The organism is Lactobacillus sp. HBUAS51381, assembly GCF_012641095.1.
GTDB lineage: Bacteria > Bacillota > Bacilli > Lactobacillales > Lactobacillaceae > Levilactobacillus.
Genome location: NZ_JAAVSC010000026.1, coordinates 24,915 through 39,063, shown reverse-complemented (window position 1 = coordinate 39,063; position 14,149 = coordinate 24,915). Strand labels below are relative to the sequence as shown.

The following is a 14,149-nucleotide window of genomic DNA, read 5'->3' as shown; positions in this document are numbered from 1 at the left end:
AACCCCGGCCGAGATCTGCGGGATACCATGCCGGCTCCCTTACTGCGGCAGGACGTCTTGACCATGGCGGATTTGAAACCCGGCATGGAACTTCAGGGTACCGTGCGTAACGTGGTTGATTTTGGCGCGTTTGTGGATATTGGTGTTAAGCAGGACGGTCTGGTTCACATTTCCCAGTTGGCCGACCACTACGTCAGTGATCCCAGCGCGGAAGTAACCATCGGGGATGTGGTCACTGTCTGGGTGTTGAGCGTCGATGAGAATCGACAACGGATTCAGCTGACGATGCGGACTGATGGTCATGACTAATCAGGAGCTTCAGCGGCTGGTTGAGCGGATTTCACTGGAAAGCTTTGGGCGACCATTTCGCCACCGGGCCTGGTTCAATCCGCGGCTGCGCACCACGGGTGGTCGCTATCAGCTGAAGGATCACAGTATTGAGATTAATCCGCGCATGCTGACGGAACACGATGAGGCGACGCTGGTCGGGATCATCAAGCATGAGCTGTGTCACTATCATCTTCATCTGGCGGGACAGTCCGGACAACACCGGACGCGGGCCTTTCGTGAGCTTCTGCGTCAGGTTGGCGGCTTGCGGTTCGCCCCGGCCGCGCCCGGCCAGACCCGGCCCCATCCACGACCGTGGCAGCTGTACGTGTGTCAGAATTGTGGACAGAAATACTACCGTGCACGGCGCATTGACGTCACGAAAATGGTGTGTGGCCGTTGTCGCGGTCACTTAGTTTGGCAGAAGACCGTGATCGCTGTTCAGCGACCGCGTTAAACTTAGGAGGTCAGTAAATTATGGGTAAAACAATTATTCGAGTACCGGCAACCTCGGCCAATTTTGGCCCCGGTATTGATTCGATTGGGGCGGCGCTACATCTTTATTTGACCGTGATCATTGAAGAGAAGACGGAGAAATGGCGGGTTAATCACGCCTTAGGGACGAGCATTCCCCGCGATGAACATAACCTGATGGTACAGACGGCGTTGAAGGTGAATCCGAAATTGCAGGCGCACCAACTCACGGTGATGTCAGATATTCCGGTCTCTCGTGGCTTGGGGAGTTCGACCAGTGCCGTGATTGCCGGAATCAAGATTGCCAATGAGTTGGGCGAAATGGACCTGACAATTGCCGACCAATTGAACTGGGCGGTCAAATTGGGTGGCGAACTGGACAACGTGGCGCCGGCCTTGATGGGGCAAGCGGCCGTGGCAACGGTCAACGATGGCGTGGCCGATGCGATTAAGCTCCCACTACCCGATCTCCAGGCGCTGGTCTTCATTCCGGGGCAAAAGCTGTTGGCGCAGAAGAGTCGTCAGGCCCTGCCCAAGCAGGTGTCCTTCGAGACGGCCGTCCATGCCAGCAGCGTGGCCAACGTCTTGGTTGCCGCTCTGTTGAAGAAGGACTGGAAATTGGCCACGAAGTTGATCGAAATGGATGAATTCCACGAACAGGCGCGGTCACAACTGGTCCCAGAGCTCAATGAGATTCGCGAGGCCGCCCATGAGTTGGGCATTGTCGGAACGTATCTCAGTGGCGCCGGACCAACTGTGGTGACCTTTGGGACCTCCGCGCAATTGACTTTGTTGCGGACGAAGCTGGCGGATGCCGATTTGCCGGGGAGTCTGCGCATCTTGGAACTCGATCAAGACGGGGCAACTGTCCTGACAGATGCATAATCTTAGATTTTTTTGAATTAACTTGCAAAAAAATATTGTCACTGCCCGAATCATTTGGTATACTATTTCTTGTGAGTTAATGCGGCCATGGCGGAATTGGCAGACGCGCAAGATTAAGGATCTTGTCCGGGTAATCCGGGTGGAAGTTCGAATCTTCTTGGCCGCATCGAAAACAAACGAAAATCGTGATGAGACGTGTAGACGTCGCCATCACGATTTTTTTGTCTGCTCGGCAGTATTCCCCGTGATGAAGATGAATGACGACCGTTAAATGACAAACAGGTAACAATTTCGCTACGCAATCGTTTTCACCCAAAATAACTCTTCAAAAATCCTTAAGAAGGGCGTAATATTGGAAATTAAATCGGGATAACGAATTCTCTAAGCAAAAAGACTGACAAAGTTCCGAATTCGCTGTATAGTAGTTGTCCTGTGGCAATAGATTAGCAAAATTCAAAAAGGAGGTCGGCGCATGAACGACTTAACTAAGGGCAATTCCCTCAAACTCATTTTCTTTTTCACCATTCCACTTTTAATTGGTAACTTGTTTCAGCAATTATATAACGTTTCGGATACTGTGGTTGTGGGGCAAACCTTAGGCGTTAAGGCGTTGGCCGCCGTTGGTGCGACTGGCTCGATCAACTTTTTGATTATTGGGTTCGCCCAAGGTTTAACGGCCGGTCTGGCGATCATCACGGCCACGCGCTATGGTGCGCGGGACTACAAGGGGGTTCGGCAGTCCTTTGCCGCGAGCATTGTCATCTCAATCCTGATGACGATTGTCCTGACGGTTCTGGCCCTGACCTTCGTTGATCCCATCCTCCATTTGATGCAGACCCCGGCTTCGATCTTTGAAAATGCCCGGATCTTCATCAGCACGATTTTTGCGGGGATCTTTGCCTCCATGGCCTTTAACTTACTGTCAAACATTATTCGGGCGCTGGGTGATTCCCGGACCCCACTGATCTTCCTGGTGATTGGGACGGTCGTCAACGTGGTCTTAGAATTGCTCTTCATCCTGGTCTTCCACATGGGGGTAGCCGGTGCCGGCTGGGCAACGGTTATCTCACAAGTGATTGCTTCTTTGTTGTGCGTGGTCTACATCGTGCGGTCCATTCCGTTACTGCACATCACCAGGGCAGACTTCAAGATTGATTTCCACGAACTGTGGGATCACTTCTCTACGGGGATGCCCATGGGCTTTCAATTGTCGATCATTGCCATCGGAACAATGGTGATGCAGGCGGCTTTGAACTCCCTGGGAACCGACTCCGTGGCGGCTTCCACGGCGGCCTCCAAGGTCGATCAACTGTGTTCGCTGCCGATGTCTTCCTTTGGGGTAACCATGGCGACGTTTGCCGCTCAGAACTTTGGGGCAGCCAAATACGGCCGGATCATGGAAGGGGTCAAGAAGACCCTTTGGTTATCCGGTAGTTTCGCGGTCTTTGCCGGTGGACTGGTTATCTTCTTCGGTAAGCCCATTGTGACGTTAATCATCGGAACAGCCGACGAAAACGTTATTCGCTTGTCGCAGACGTACTTCAACATCATTGGGAGTAGCTACCTCCTGTTGAGCGTGCTCTTCATCATTCGAAACACCCTTCAAGGCTTAGGCCGGCGCGTCTTGCCAACCCTAGCCGGTGTCGGTGAACTCACCATGCGGGTCTTTGCGGCAGTCTTCATGGTTGGAACATTTGGCTATGCCGGGGCCGTCTCCGCTGAACCACTGGCTTGGCTGGGTTCCTGTGCGATTCTGGTGCCGTCTTGGATTCGGGCCGTTAAGCAATTACGGAATCTACAGCGTTCCGTTGACGTGGTCGAGGGCAAGACAACGCCTGACACACCGCACAAGACGACGCCTGATACGACGTTGTCCGCAACGCGACAACCAAAATTAGAGTCCTAACACGAAGCGTGATACACTAGAGGTGGTCGTTTATTAACGGCCACCTTTTTTGAAAAAAATAACGCGTCATTCGCACCGCGACTGGGCTGATAAGCGCTGACCGGCGTGGTCGTTTGACGCTTAACTCAAAAACGAAATTGCTAAATTGAGGAGTACTTTCATGACGATAAAGAATTTTATTTTTGATATTGATGGCACCTTGTTGGATACCGAGGCGATGTATATGCGCTCGTTGCAAGCCGTTCTACACGAACGGGGGATCGAACGCGACTATGCCGAGCTCGCCACGACCTTTGGGATTCCCAGTCGCGATGCCCTGATTCGCCTGGGCATTCCGCAGGTTGACGAGGTCTTAGCCCTGTGGGGACCACGTACGCAGGATTTTCGTGACTCGGTGGTGGTCTATGACGGCGTCAAGCAGGCGTTACAGCAATTGAAGGACGCTGGTGCCGGTTTAGCCGTCATGACCTCAAAACAAAAGTTTGAGTATCAACGTGACGTGGTGGGTGAGGGGCTCGCTTCCTACTTTACCCAGCACGTGATTGCCGAAGACGTGGCCCATGGGAAGCCGGCACCCGACGGCATCCTGTTGGCCATGGACCGCTTAGCTGCCGATCCCCAGACGACCATTTATGTGGGGGATACGGACTACGACGTCCGGGCATCGAAGGCGGCCCGCGTGATCTTCGGCTTTGCCGGATGGAACGGCAAACAGCCGCAAGGATTCACGCCGGACGTGACCTTCCAGCGACCACAGGACATGTTAAACTTGCTGCAAGGTAGCTGATCGTGATGTTTTGTGCTATATTTGAGCTAAATGACCCACGACGGCGACGCGGGTGAGAGCAAAGGGGTGGCAGAATGTTTGCCATAATCGTTACAGGCCACGGCGAGTTTGCCCGTGGCATTTTACAAAGTGCCGAGATGATCTTTGGTAAGGCGCCCAAAGTGGCCGCGGTCACCTTGGCGGCTGATGAAAGTGTAGAGGACTTGGTTAACCACTATCAGGCCACGATTCAGGCGTTGCAGCCTGGTTCGGAACTGCTATTTTTGGTGGACTTGTGGGGTGGGGCGCCCTTTAATGCGGCGCGCCAATTGGCCATGCAGGCCCCCGAAAAGTACGGGGTGATTGCTGGCGTGAACCTAGCCATGCTGATTGAGGCCCTGACCATTCGGACGCAACCGTTAGCCGTGGCTATTCCCCATCTGGAGCGCGCGGCGCAGGGGGGCATTCGCCACTTTGACCCAATGACCGCGACGAAATAGCGGGATTATTCAGCTGGTGACCTGAGGTAAAAACCGGATAAATATATGGCAAAATGGCTCCGAGACTTTCCCGTCTCAGAGCCATTTTTTGAACTTAAATTGAATTACTGGGTAGGTCGCGTTACTCCTGCCCGCCTGTTAGTTGACCGTGACCTGATCACGGCCGTGACGCTTGGAATAGTAGAGATTCTGATCCGCTCGCCGGTAAAGATCGAGTTGATTGTCATCCACATCCTGGAATTGCGTGACCCCGGCGGAGATGCTGATGGTGATATCTTGGCCGTCATGCCGAAAATGGCCGTTACGGATAGCATCAGCGATCTCGGTGACGTGGGTCTTGGCCGTTGCCGTGGTGTAGTTCTTGAAAATAATCGTGAACTCCTCGCCACCCGTTCGGAAAAGGTGGAGGTCGGGGTCGATGGTTTTAAGCCGTTGCGTGATGAGTTTGGCAACGTTGGCGAGGACGTAATCCCCCGCTAAATGGCCGTACGTATCGTTGACGTGCTTGAAGTGGTCAATATCAAATAACATGAGGGTCAACGGTTCTTGATGTTCCTGGGCCGATGTGAAGTCCTGACTGAACTCCTTCTTGAATGAATAGTAGTTCCGGACGTGCGTGAGATCATCGAAGTTCGTCGTGTACGTCAGCTGCTCCAGCGTATTGGCACCGGCCAGGACAGAATTGATGTAGACGAAGGTAATGGTCATAAAGAAGAAGCTAAAGAGCACTTGCCAAGCGACCTCACCGAAGCCTAGATTGAACCGGACCTTAAGCACCGACCACATGGCGACCGCAAACACCAGATTGACGAGGGTGTAGTCGCTAAAATTCCGCCATTCGTTGGTGTGCCGATGTTCCTTGATGAAGACCATGGCAAAGTACAGGCCGAAGAACACGGCGGCGAAGAGCCAGGAGAGCCCAATGGCAAAGGTCCCGTTGATACCGATATAGGCTAAGATGAGTAAGCCAATCTGCCAAGCGTGGATGTTGAGATCCAAGAAATAACTGACGAAGATAACGGCAAAGACTTGAAAGTTAACAAACACCCAGCCATTCGGCGTCCCCTTAACGGCCAATTGGGTCACAATGATCAGTATCATAATGTAGATGACACCGACAACCGCTTGAACGCGGGAAGAACGAACATTCTTTTTGCGCTTTTCCAGGTACTTAATCAACTTACTGGTCATGAACCAGTAGAGCGTGAGCACCCCTAGGAGAAAGAAAACACTGGTTAGCGCAGGATTCACAAACCATTCAGACCAAGTCATACACCGTCATCCATTTCGTTTAGATTTTTCCTAAAACTGGGCACAGGTGCTCAGGAGGAAGGGAGGGGACTCGTGAGTCGCCCGTTGGTTTTTTACACAATCGTGACACGATCACGACCGTTACGTTTTGAGAAATACAGATTTTGATCCGCCCGGCGATAAACGTCTAGTTGATCCTCATCGCCCGTCTGTAGCTGCGTTACACCGACGGAAATACTAATGGCAATCGGCTTCCCGCCGTGGCGAAATTTACCGGATTTAACGGCTTGAGCGATTGCGTTAACGTGGGTTCGCGCCTGATCCGTGGTGTAGTGGTTGAAGATAATCGTAAATTCTTCGCCCCCGGTCCGGTAAAGGCGCAGGTCGGGGTCAATGGCCGCCAACTGTTCGGTGATGAGCTGGGCGACCGTGCTCAGGACGTAATCACCCGCCAAGTGCCCGTAGGTATCGTTGACGTGTTTGAAGTGATCAATGTCGAAGAGCATCAGCGTCAGCGGTTGGTGCTCGGCCTGTGCGCTCGAGAAGGTACAGTTAAAGTCGTTTTTAAAAGCAAAGTAATTCCGCACATGGGTGAGTTCATCGAAATTGGTCGTGTACGTCAGTTTCTCCAAGGTTGAGGCACTGGCGAACAAGGAGTCTACGTAGAAGTACATGATCGTCAGGAGAAGAAAACTGAAGAGAATTTCCCAGCCGGTCGTGGTCAGGGGCAGGTCAAAACGTACCTTCGTGATGCCCCACAACAGTGTAGAAAATAGTAGGGTGGTCGAGGCGTAGTCGCCAAAATCACGCCAAGGACTGTGACGGTGGGTCTTAATGGCCTTTAGTGTAAAGTAAAAGCCAATGTAGACCACGACGAACGCCCACGGTAGCCACGCGAACAACGTCCCGTTAACTAGCATGAAGAGAATGGTCGCCAACAGGAGTTGCCACAGCCGAATCTCCAGCATTAAGAAGTAACTCACAAAGGCAATGGCGAAGATCTCGAAGTTGGTGAAGACCCAACTATTACTCGTACCGTTGACCGCTGCTTGGGTCACGATCAGGAGGAGAAGCATGTAGATCAGTCCGATCGTGGTCCGCACTTTGGGCACGTTAACGTGCTTACCGCGACTGCCCAGATATTGAATTATTTTATTGGTCATAAACCAATAGAGCGTCAGAACCCCCAATAGAAAGAAAATACTGGTTAGGGCAGGCGCTACGAACCATTGTGACCAGGTCATGATTGCCATCCGTTCTTTAGTCTGCGTGCTTGAAATATACCATACTCATATATTAACCCTAAAAACTTAACGAATCACTGTAATGGGGTGAAAATTTAGTGAAAAACAAGGAGTTGACCCGCCAAAACCGTTGGGACCAACTCCTCATCTTAAACTAGACTGGGCTTTCCATAGAGGTAGCCTTGATGCAGTGTAATACCGAATTTTTTGGCGAGTTGTTGATCTTCGGAATTCTCAACCCCTTCAAGGACCAGTTGTAAGCGGTAATGCTTCGCAATTTTAGACCAAAAGGCAAGGGCATCAGGAATATCAGCCTCCCGATTTTCCATCCGGAGGTTTTGCATGGCGAATTTAATCTCGTCGACGTACGGCAACAGATGGTGAATGTTATCGTAGATGTTCGAGCCCGTGCCGACATCATCTAATACCAGCTTGATCCCGTACTGATGAAAAGCCAAGCTGAACAACTGAACCTCCGGTAAGGTCGGGGCCTCAGTCAGTTCGATGGTCAGGGCTGCGGGGTTAATCCGCTTCTTCAATGTAATGATGTTGCCGAGCGTGAAGGGATCACGTAGCTGTTGATTATTCAGGTTAAAGGCTAGGACGAGTTTATTTGTCGTCGTGTCTAGGGCCGCAACGGTCTGTTCCAGTAGGGCGGTCTGTTCTTCGACAGAAATGTCCGTAAAGTGCTGGGGTAACACCCACGACTGGTCTTTCTGCTTGCGCAGGAGGACTTCGTAGCCAAATATTTTATGATCATTTTGATTAATCTGTGGTTGGACAAAAAAACGATACATTTGGGTCGACTCCTTTAGTTCTCGATTTGATAGCTACCCCCATTCTAGTCCTTTTCACTGAAAGCACAACGCCATATATGGTTTAGTGTCGCTACGTATTTTATTTTTTGGTCACGAGGCCTCGATTTTCTGCCGGGGCCGCAACGGCACACGGCTTGGTGAACGCGGTGGCTAGGCTGAATGAAGGTAATCGGCGAGCGCGACTTACTCAGTGGTCCGCTGAATAGCGGCCAGTTGGCGGTATTGGCTCTGCATCCAGGTACGATAGGTCTTGCCCTTAGGTAGCGTTTCGGTAACGGTCATCACGGGAACCTGATGTTGATGGGCCAGTTGAACCATGGCCTTGACGGTGCGATTGCTGGCCTGGCGGTTGTTGACCAGAAAGGCAATGCGCTGGTCCGTGATGTCGCGACGCATCTGTTTAATCGCTTGGGGGGCTGGATCGGTGCCGTTTTCAATCGCCAGCGCAAATGCCGAATTGTTGCGGCGATAGCCCAATGCCGTGAGGGCGTAGTCGAAGACCGGTTCGCTCACGTCCACCCGTTGATTGTGGCTCCGCTGCTTGAGGGACTTGAGCTGTTGTTGAAGGGGCGCTAGCTGACGAATGTAGGCGGCCGCGTTGCGCTGATAGACGGCTCTATAGCGCGGCGCCTTTTTACCAAATTGATGGGCCAGGTAGGTCGCCGTTTGCGCCATCGTTTCCGGATCGTACCAGACGTGTTCGTTGGCCCCCGGTTGCTTTCCCAACACGTCCTCACCGACACGAATCTGCTGAATCTGGCGGTTACCGTTGCTCTTGACCAGCTTGGGTAGCCAGTGGTCGTAACCCAGACCGTTGCTGAGCGCAAAGTTGGCGTGGGACACGGCTGCGGCGTCCTGCGGGGTCGGTTCAAAATCATGCGGGTCAACGCTAGGACTCTTGATGAGCGTGGTTACCGTGCCGTGATCGCCCAAGACGGCCCGCGCTACCTCACCGTAAAAGTCTAAGCTGGCGACCACGTGGATGGGTTTAGTCGGGCTGGTTGTTGCGGTTGCAGGGGACTTACCACAGGCGGTTCCCAGGACGAGCAGGCTGATGGCGACGACGCCAAGGCTTAATTTTCGTAAAACAGACATTGATCAATTCTCTCCTCTAAACCTAAATAGTAATTATTACTGTTTAGATATTACAGAAGTGATTGAAACTTGGCAAGGGGAAATTTAAAAAAATAGGTGACTAGACGGTTAGGAGGGGACACGGCAATCTCCGATGAAGGTCGAAGACTCGAAATTATTAGCCGTCATGGAAGCAATCAGTTGTGCAAAAAAATACCATCGCGCCCAGTCAGGCGTGATGGTATTGGTTAAGCGTTAAGTTTAGTAGCCGTAGTTGCCGTTCCCCGTAGACGTTCCGTAGCCGGAATTGGCCGCGGTCGTGTCGTAGCTGGTGTCGGTCCCGTAGGCCGTCGTGTCGGCATCGGAAGTGAAGTTCTTCGTGTTGGCCAGTTCCAGCGTCTTACGGATGTGATTGGAAACCTTCTTTAACTCCTCGTTGGTTGGAACCTGATAGGAGAGCCCATCGATCATGGCATCCTGTCCCTGCAACGTCTCGGACTTGATGTGGTGAGAAGCATCGCCGTATTTGGCCCGAATCTGCATGAGATCGTCAAAGGTTAAATCGGTCTTCAGGTTGCCGTTTAGGGAGGTCAGAATCTGTTGGTAACGGGTCAGTGACGTTAGCCCGGCCGCCTTAACGACCAGCTTTTGTAGGACTTGCCGTTGCCGCTTCTGGCGACCGTAGTCACCCAAGGGATCTTCGTGCCGCATCCGGGAGTAGGCGAGGGCCTGCTTCCCATCCAAATGCACCTTTTTGCCCTTAGTGACGTTGGCGGCGCCGTAATGGAAGGTTAACGTCGGTGTGACGTCGACTCCGTTAACGGCATCGACCATCTTCTCTAGGCCACCCATGTTGACGATGGCATAGAAGTCAATGGGGATGTCCAGGAGGTTTTCCACGGTCTTAACGGCCGTCTTGGGGCCGCCAATCGTATAGGCCGCGTTGATCTTCTGGACGGAGGCGTTGACGCCAGATCCGACCGTGACCCGAGTGTCCCGGGGAATACTGGTCAAATAAGCGGTCTCCTTCGTGGGATTAATCGTAGCGACCATCATGGTATCCGTCCGACCCACATCGGAGCGTCCCAGCGCCCCGGTGTCGGTCCCCATCAATAGAATTGAGAAGGGCTTGTTTTTCTTCAAGACGGCAGAGACGTTACGACTCTTGGCCGCCTTTGATGATTCGTAGGTTTGACTGAAGGTCTTCTTGGCGGAGTTCCAGGCTTGGTAACCATACGCCAAGCCCCCGGTCAACAGGACCAGTAGGACAATGACGACCGTCCACATGACGGGACGGTGGGGGTGTACTGACGGCGTCTTAAAGTGTGAATTTCGATCGGCCCGGCGGTCATAGACTTGTTCGAAGTCTTCGGGTGACCGTTGGCGTCTACTTCCATTATCGTTTGGCATAGTTATTTCCTCATCCTCATTAAAATCTTTGTCTAGACGCGGCTGACGGTTATCATCGTCAAGCACGGCGTTGACCAGCGCAACCAAATCTTAAGTGTTCCCCTGGAAATCTGGTTTGCGGACTCAATTAATTTATTAGACCACAAAATTGGCCATTCGTAAACGCTTGGTCGGGTGGGATAGGGTGATATTTGGTATAATCTGGAAGGTAAAAATGATTTTCAAAAGCTTGTCAAGGTGGTCTGAAACGTGGCACATGGGCGTTTGGAACCGGTTACCGAATCGGTGAAAACCAGACGCGTGCTATAATGGGCCAAGTTAGTTAAGAATCGTTAATTTTTTATGATGATTGGCGGGAGGGTGTCTCATGGCCGTTTTTGTTCGCAGTGTCTCCGGGGTGCTCATCATTCTGGTGATGATTGGTTTAGGTTATATTCTTTCCCGCCGCGGGTGGTTCGATGAACAGTCTCGGCGGCTAATTGCCCGGCTGGTGACCCAGATTGCTTTACCGGCTTATATGATTAGTACGATTACGACCCAGTTCTCAGCGCAGACGTTGAAGTCAACGCTGCCGGATCTTCGGTTTCCGGTCGTTTCCATGCTGATCATGTTTGGCCTGTCCGTGATTGCCTTTCACGGGTTTAAAGTGCATCCGGAACGTCGGGGCCTGTTTGAAGCGATGTTTGCGAACTCCAACACCGTCTTTGTAGGCTTGCCCGTCAACGAGGCCCTATTTGGACCCAAGAGTATGCCCTTTGTGTTGGTCTATTACATGGCCAACACGACGTTCTTCTGGACGTTGGGGGCGTACTTGATTCAACGCGATGGTCAGGGCACGGCGACCTTCAATCTGGTCACGACCTTGAAGAAGATCTTTTCGCCACCATTGTTGGGCTTCATGCTGGGGGTGGCACTGGTGTTGCTAGACATTCAGTTGCCCGCCTGGATCATGAAGGACTTTAGCTACGTGGGTGGGTTGACCGTACCGTTGTCGATGATCTTTATTGGGACCGCGATTGCGGGGGCCGGGGTACAAAACATCCGCCTGAATCGGGATAGTCTGGGGATTCTCTTCGGACGATTTCTGGTGGCGCCCACATTGATGGCCTGTCTGGTCATTCCCACGGGCATGCCCATACTAATGAAACAAGTTTTTATTTTGCAAGCGGCGATGCCCGTTATGACCAACGCACCGGTAGTGGCCAAACTCTACCATGCGGATACGGATTACGCGGCCATCATGGTAACCGAAACGACCCTCCTAAGTTTAGTGGTGATTCCGATTTTGATGGTCCTCGTCCAACAAATTCACTAGACACTGTAGGTTTTACATAGGGAGGAACTAGGTTCGTTTTGAGAAAAACGTTGTTGTATATCGCATTTTCAACTTTGATGTTTAGTTCGATGGAAATTGCCTTGAAGGCGGCCGGTGGGGCGTTTAATCCCATCCAGTTAAACCTGATCCGCTTCTTCATCGGTGGGGTCGTTCTGTTGCCGATCGCGTTACGCGCGTTGCGTAAGCAGCAACACCATCTGACGCGTTCCGACTGGGGCCTGTTTTTCCTGACGGGTTTCGTGTGCGTGATCGTCTCGATGACGTTGTATCAATTGGCCATTTCCGTTGATGAAGCCTCAACGGTGGCCGTTCTATTCAGCTGTAACCCCGTCTTCGCCTTGATCTTCTCTTACCTGATCTTGCACGAACGGCTGGGCCGAGCCAACTTAATTGCCGTGGTGATTTCCATTATCGGCTTGGTCATCATCGTCAACCCCGCCCACTTAACCAATGCCGTGGGCCTGAGCCTGGCCATTGGGTCTGCGTTGACCTTTGGTTTGTACAGCATTGTGTCGCGGTGGGGGTCCGTTCGGCACCATTTCAACGGGATCATTATGACCTGCTTTACATTCTTTGCCGGGTCATTTGAACTGTTGCTACTGATGCTTGTCAGTCACGTGCCGGCCATCGCTGGTGGGATGCGCCAGGTATCCTGGCTCAGCCAATTCGCCGCGATGCCAATCTTGAAGAACGTCAGTCTGGAATACTTCTGGCTCCTGTTCTTTATTGGGGTCTGTGTCACCGGTGGGGGGTTCGCCTTCTACTTCTTAGCGATGGAACGCTCCGACGTCTCCACGGCATCACTGGTGTTCTTTATCAAGCCAGGTCTGGCGCCAATCTTAGCTGCGTTGTTGATCCATGAACGCATCTTGACCAATACGATTATTGGGATTGTGATTATCCTGTTGGGGTCGGTCGTGACCTTTATGGGGAACCGGGTCAAGTCTCGCGAATCGCAATTGGCCGATCAGGACGCAACCGTCCCAGCCAGCGACTTTCAAGAAGCAACCCCACAAACGGCCGCAGCCAAGCTACGGGCGCGTGCGGAAGCTCACGTGAAGTCGTCTTCAACGGAATCAACTGATTAAGTAAATGAATAAACATCCTCGCCGAAAAAGACGAGGATGTTTTTATTTGTGCAAATTTTGAACGAGTTGCTGGGCAACCGCCTTGGCTGAGAAGGGGTTCTGGCCCGTGATCAAACGCTCGTCTTGGACGGCATATTCTTTGTAGGCGCGTTTTTTCAGGAAGGTTGCGCCCCGAGCTTCGGCAGCCGCTTGGTTGAAGAATGGCACTACTGATTGTTTGCCTGCCAAGATCTCTTCAGCTTTAGTGAAGCCCGTCACCCGGTGATTCGCGATTAAATAGTGGCCAGGGGATGTCTGAATATTTAACAACCCCGCGATGCCGTGGCAAACCGCGGTCACATAGCCGCCGTGGGCATAGATCGTTGCGGCAATCGTCTGTAAGGGGACGTTGTTTGGAAAGTCCCACATTACGCCGTGGCCGCCGGCATAGTAAATGGCCGCGTAGTCGGCGGACTTAACTTGTTGGGGACTTAACGAGTGGGTGAGGGCACGTCGTTGAAAGTCGGCGGATTCGTAGACGGACATAATCTCTTTGTCGGTGTATTTTAAACTACGTGGATCGAGTGGGACAAAGCCCCCTTGAGGACTGACATAGTCCACTTGGTAACCGGCACGTTGAACAATCAGCGCAAATTCAGTCGCTTCGCCGAGCCATAGTCCAGTGGGGTCTGTCGTCTGGCCATAGCGAATCGTATTGGTTAAAACAATTAGAATCTTTTTTAAAGGTTTTGGTTGCATATCATCGTCTCCATTACATGGTCTAAAAGGGTCTTGAGCTGGTCGATGGCCTTGGTTTGGTGCGTGAGATAATAGAAATTCTTTGTTCCCTCACGGCGATAATCGACGAGCTGAACGTTTTTTAAAATTTTAAGGTGGTGCGAGACGGCTGGTCGGGAAAGTCCAGTCACATCCACGAGATCAGTGACTTGAAGACCGCGGTGAATCACTTGAGGATCGAGCAACGCCACGATAATGGCTTGCCGTTTTTGATCGCCCAGGGCCACTAGAAAATCACTGGACTTGGTAAATTCATGCTTGAGTTTGGTTAAGTTGGACAATTTAGTCACCTA

15 protein-coding genes and 1 tRNA gene are annotated in these 14,149 nt (G+C 52.0%); 9 read left to right on the top strand and 7 right to left on the bottom strand.

Going from position 1 to position 14,149, the window contains the following annotated elements:
- From HEQ50_RS09465 to HEQ50_RS09435, 7 genes are all read left to right on the top strand, one after another.
- A partial coding sequence (locus HEQ50_RS09465) for a S1 RNA-binding domain-containing protein (protein WP_168900275.1) occupies positions 1-309 on the top strand: 309 nt, incomplete at its 5' end.
- A complete protein-coding gene (locus HEQ50_RS09460) occupies positions 302-784 on the top strand; it encodes a SprT family protein (RefSeq protein WP_168900274.1) in 483 nt (160 codons plus the stop codon). The genes HEQ50_RS09465 and HEQ50_RS09460, both read left to right, overlap by 8 nt.
- 20 nt (positions 785-804) lie before the next feature.
- Entirely contained in the window at positions 805-1,686 is an 882-nt protein-coding gene (gene thrB, locus HEQ50_RS09455; protein WP_168900273.1) for a homoserine kinase, read from the top strand.
- 81 nt (positions 1,687-1,767) lie between these two features.
- Positions 1,768-1,852 (top strand) — tRNA-Leu (locus HEQ50_RS09450).
- Positions 1,853-2,158: 306 nt separating this feature from the next.
- Entirely contained in the window at positions 2,159-3,592 is a 1,434-nt protein-coding gene (locus tag HEQ50_RS09445) for an MATE family efflux transporter (protein WP_168900272.1), read from the top strand.
- Positions 3,593-3,752: 160 nt separating this feature from the next.
- A complete protein-coding gene (locus tag HEQ50_RS09440; RefSeq protein ID WP_211089299.1) occupies positions 3,753-4,379 on the top strand; it encodes an HAD family hydrolase in 627 nt (208 codons plus the stop codon).
- A gap of 74 nt (positions 4,380-4,453) precedes the next feature.
- Positions 4,454-4,858 (top strand): PTS sugar transporter subunit IIA, encoded by a 405-nt coding sequence (locus tag HEQ50_RS09435; protein WP_168900271.1) that lies wholly within the window; start codon positions 4,454-4,456, stop codon positions 4,856-4,858.
- 138 nt (positions 4,859-4,996) lie between these two features.
- Here the strand turns inward: HEQ50_RS09435 and HEQ50_RS09430 are convergent, their stop codons facing one another.
- From HEQ50_RS09430 to HEQ50_RS09410, 5 genes are all read right to left on the bottom strand, one after another.
- Positions 4,997-6,130 carry a GGDEF domain-containing protein gene (locus HEQ50_RS09430; RefSeq protein ID WP_168900270.1) on the bottom strand — a complete coding sequence of 378 codons (1,134 nt, stop codon included), beginning with the start codon at positions 6,128-6,130 and terminating at the stop codon, positions 4,997-4,999.
- Between the two features lie 92 nt (positions 6,131-6,222).
- Positions 6,223-7,353, bottom strand: a complete 1,131-nt coding sequence (locus tag HEQ50_RS09425; protein WP_168900269.1) for a GGDEF domain-containing protein — start codon at positions 7,351-7,353, stop codon at positions 6,223-6,225.
- Between the two features lie 149 nt (positions 7,354-7,502).
- Positions 7,503-8,150, bottom strand: coding sequence for an EAL domain-containing protein (locus HEQ50_RS09420; RefSeq protein ID WP_168900268.1), 648 nt, complete (start codon positions 8,148-8,150; stop codon positions 7,503-7,505).
- Between the two features lie 204 nt (positions 8,151-8,354).
- Positions 8,355-9,266 carry a metal ABC transporter solute-binding protein gene (locus HEQ50_RS09415; RefSeq protein ID WP_168900267.1) on the bottom strand — a complete coding sequence of 304 codons (912 nt, stop codon included), beginning with the start codon at positions 9,264-9,266 and terminating at the stop codon, positions 8,355-8,357.
- A gap of 240 nt (positions 9,267-9,506) precedes the next feature.
- Complete coding sequence (locus HEQ50_RS09410; protein WP_168900266.1) at positions 9,507-10,655, bottom strand: LCP family protein; 1,149 nt, start codon at positions 10,653-10,655, stop codon at positions 9,507-9,509.
- 367 nt (positions 10,656-11,022) lie between these two features.
- Here HEQ50_RS09410 and HEQ50_RS09405 point away from each other — a divergent pair, with 367 nt between their 5' ends.
- Both HEQ50_RS09405 and HEQ50_RS09400 read left to right on the top strand, forming a co-directional pair.
- Positions 11,023-11,970 (top strand): AEC family transporter, encoded by a 948-nt coding sequence (locus HEQ50_RS09405; RefSeq protein ID WP_168900265.1) that lies wholly within the window; start codon positions 11,023-11,025, stop codon positions 11,968-11,970.
- A 38-nt stretch (positions 11,971-12,008) separates the two neighbouring features.
- Positions 12,009-13,079, top strand: a complete 1,071-nt coding sequence (locus HEQ50_RS09400; RefSeq protein WP_168900264.1) for a DMT family transporter — start codon at positions 12,009-12,011, stop codon at positions 13,077-13,079.
- A 42-nt stretch (positions 13,080-13,121) separates the two neighbouring features.
- On the opposite strand, the gene HEQ50_RS09395 is transcribed toward HEQ50_RS09400, so the two are convergent.
- Positions 13,122-13,817, bottom strand: coding sequence for a type 1 glutamine amidotransferase domain-containing protein (locus HEQ50_RS09395; RefSeq protein ID WP_168900263.1), 696 nt, complete (start codon positions 13,815-13,817; stop codon positions 13,122-13,124).
- On the bottom strand, positions 13,799-14,137 hold the full coding sequence (locus HEQ50_RS09390) for a helix-turn-helix transcriptional regulator (RefSeq protein WP_168900262.1): 339 nt from the start codon (positions 14,135-14,137) through the stop codon (positions 13,799-13,801). The genes HEQ50_RS09395 and HEQ50_RS09390 overlap by 19 nt, the downstream gene beginning before the upstream one ends.
- Between the last annotated feature and the right edge of the window lie 12 nt (positions 14,138-14,149).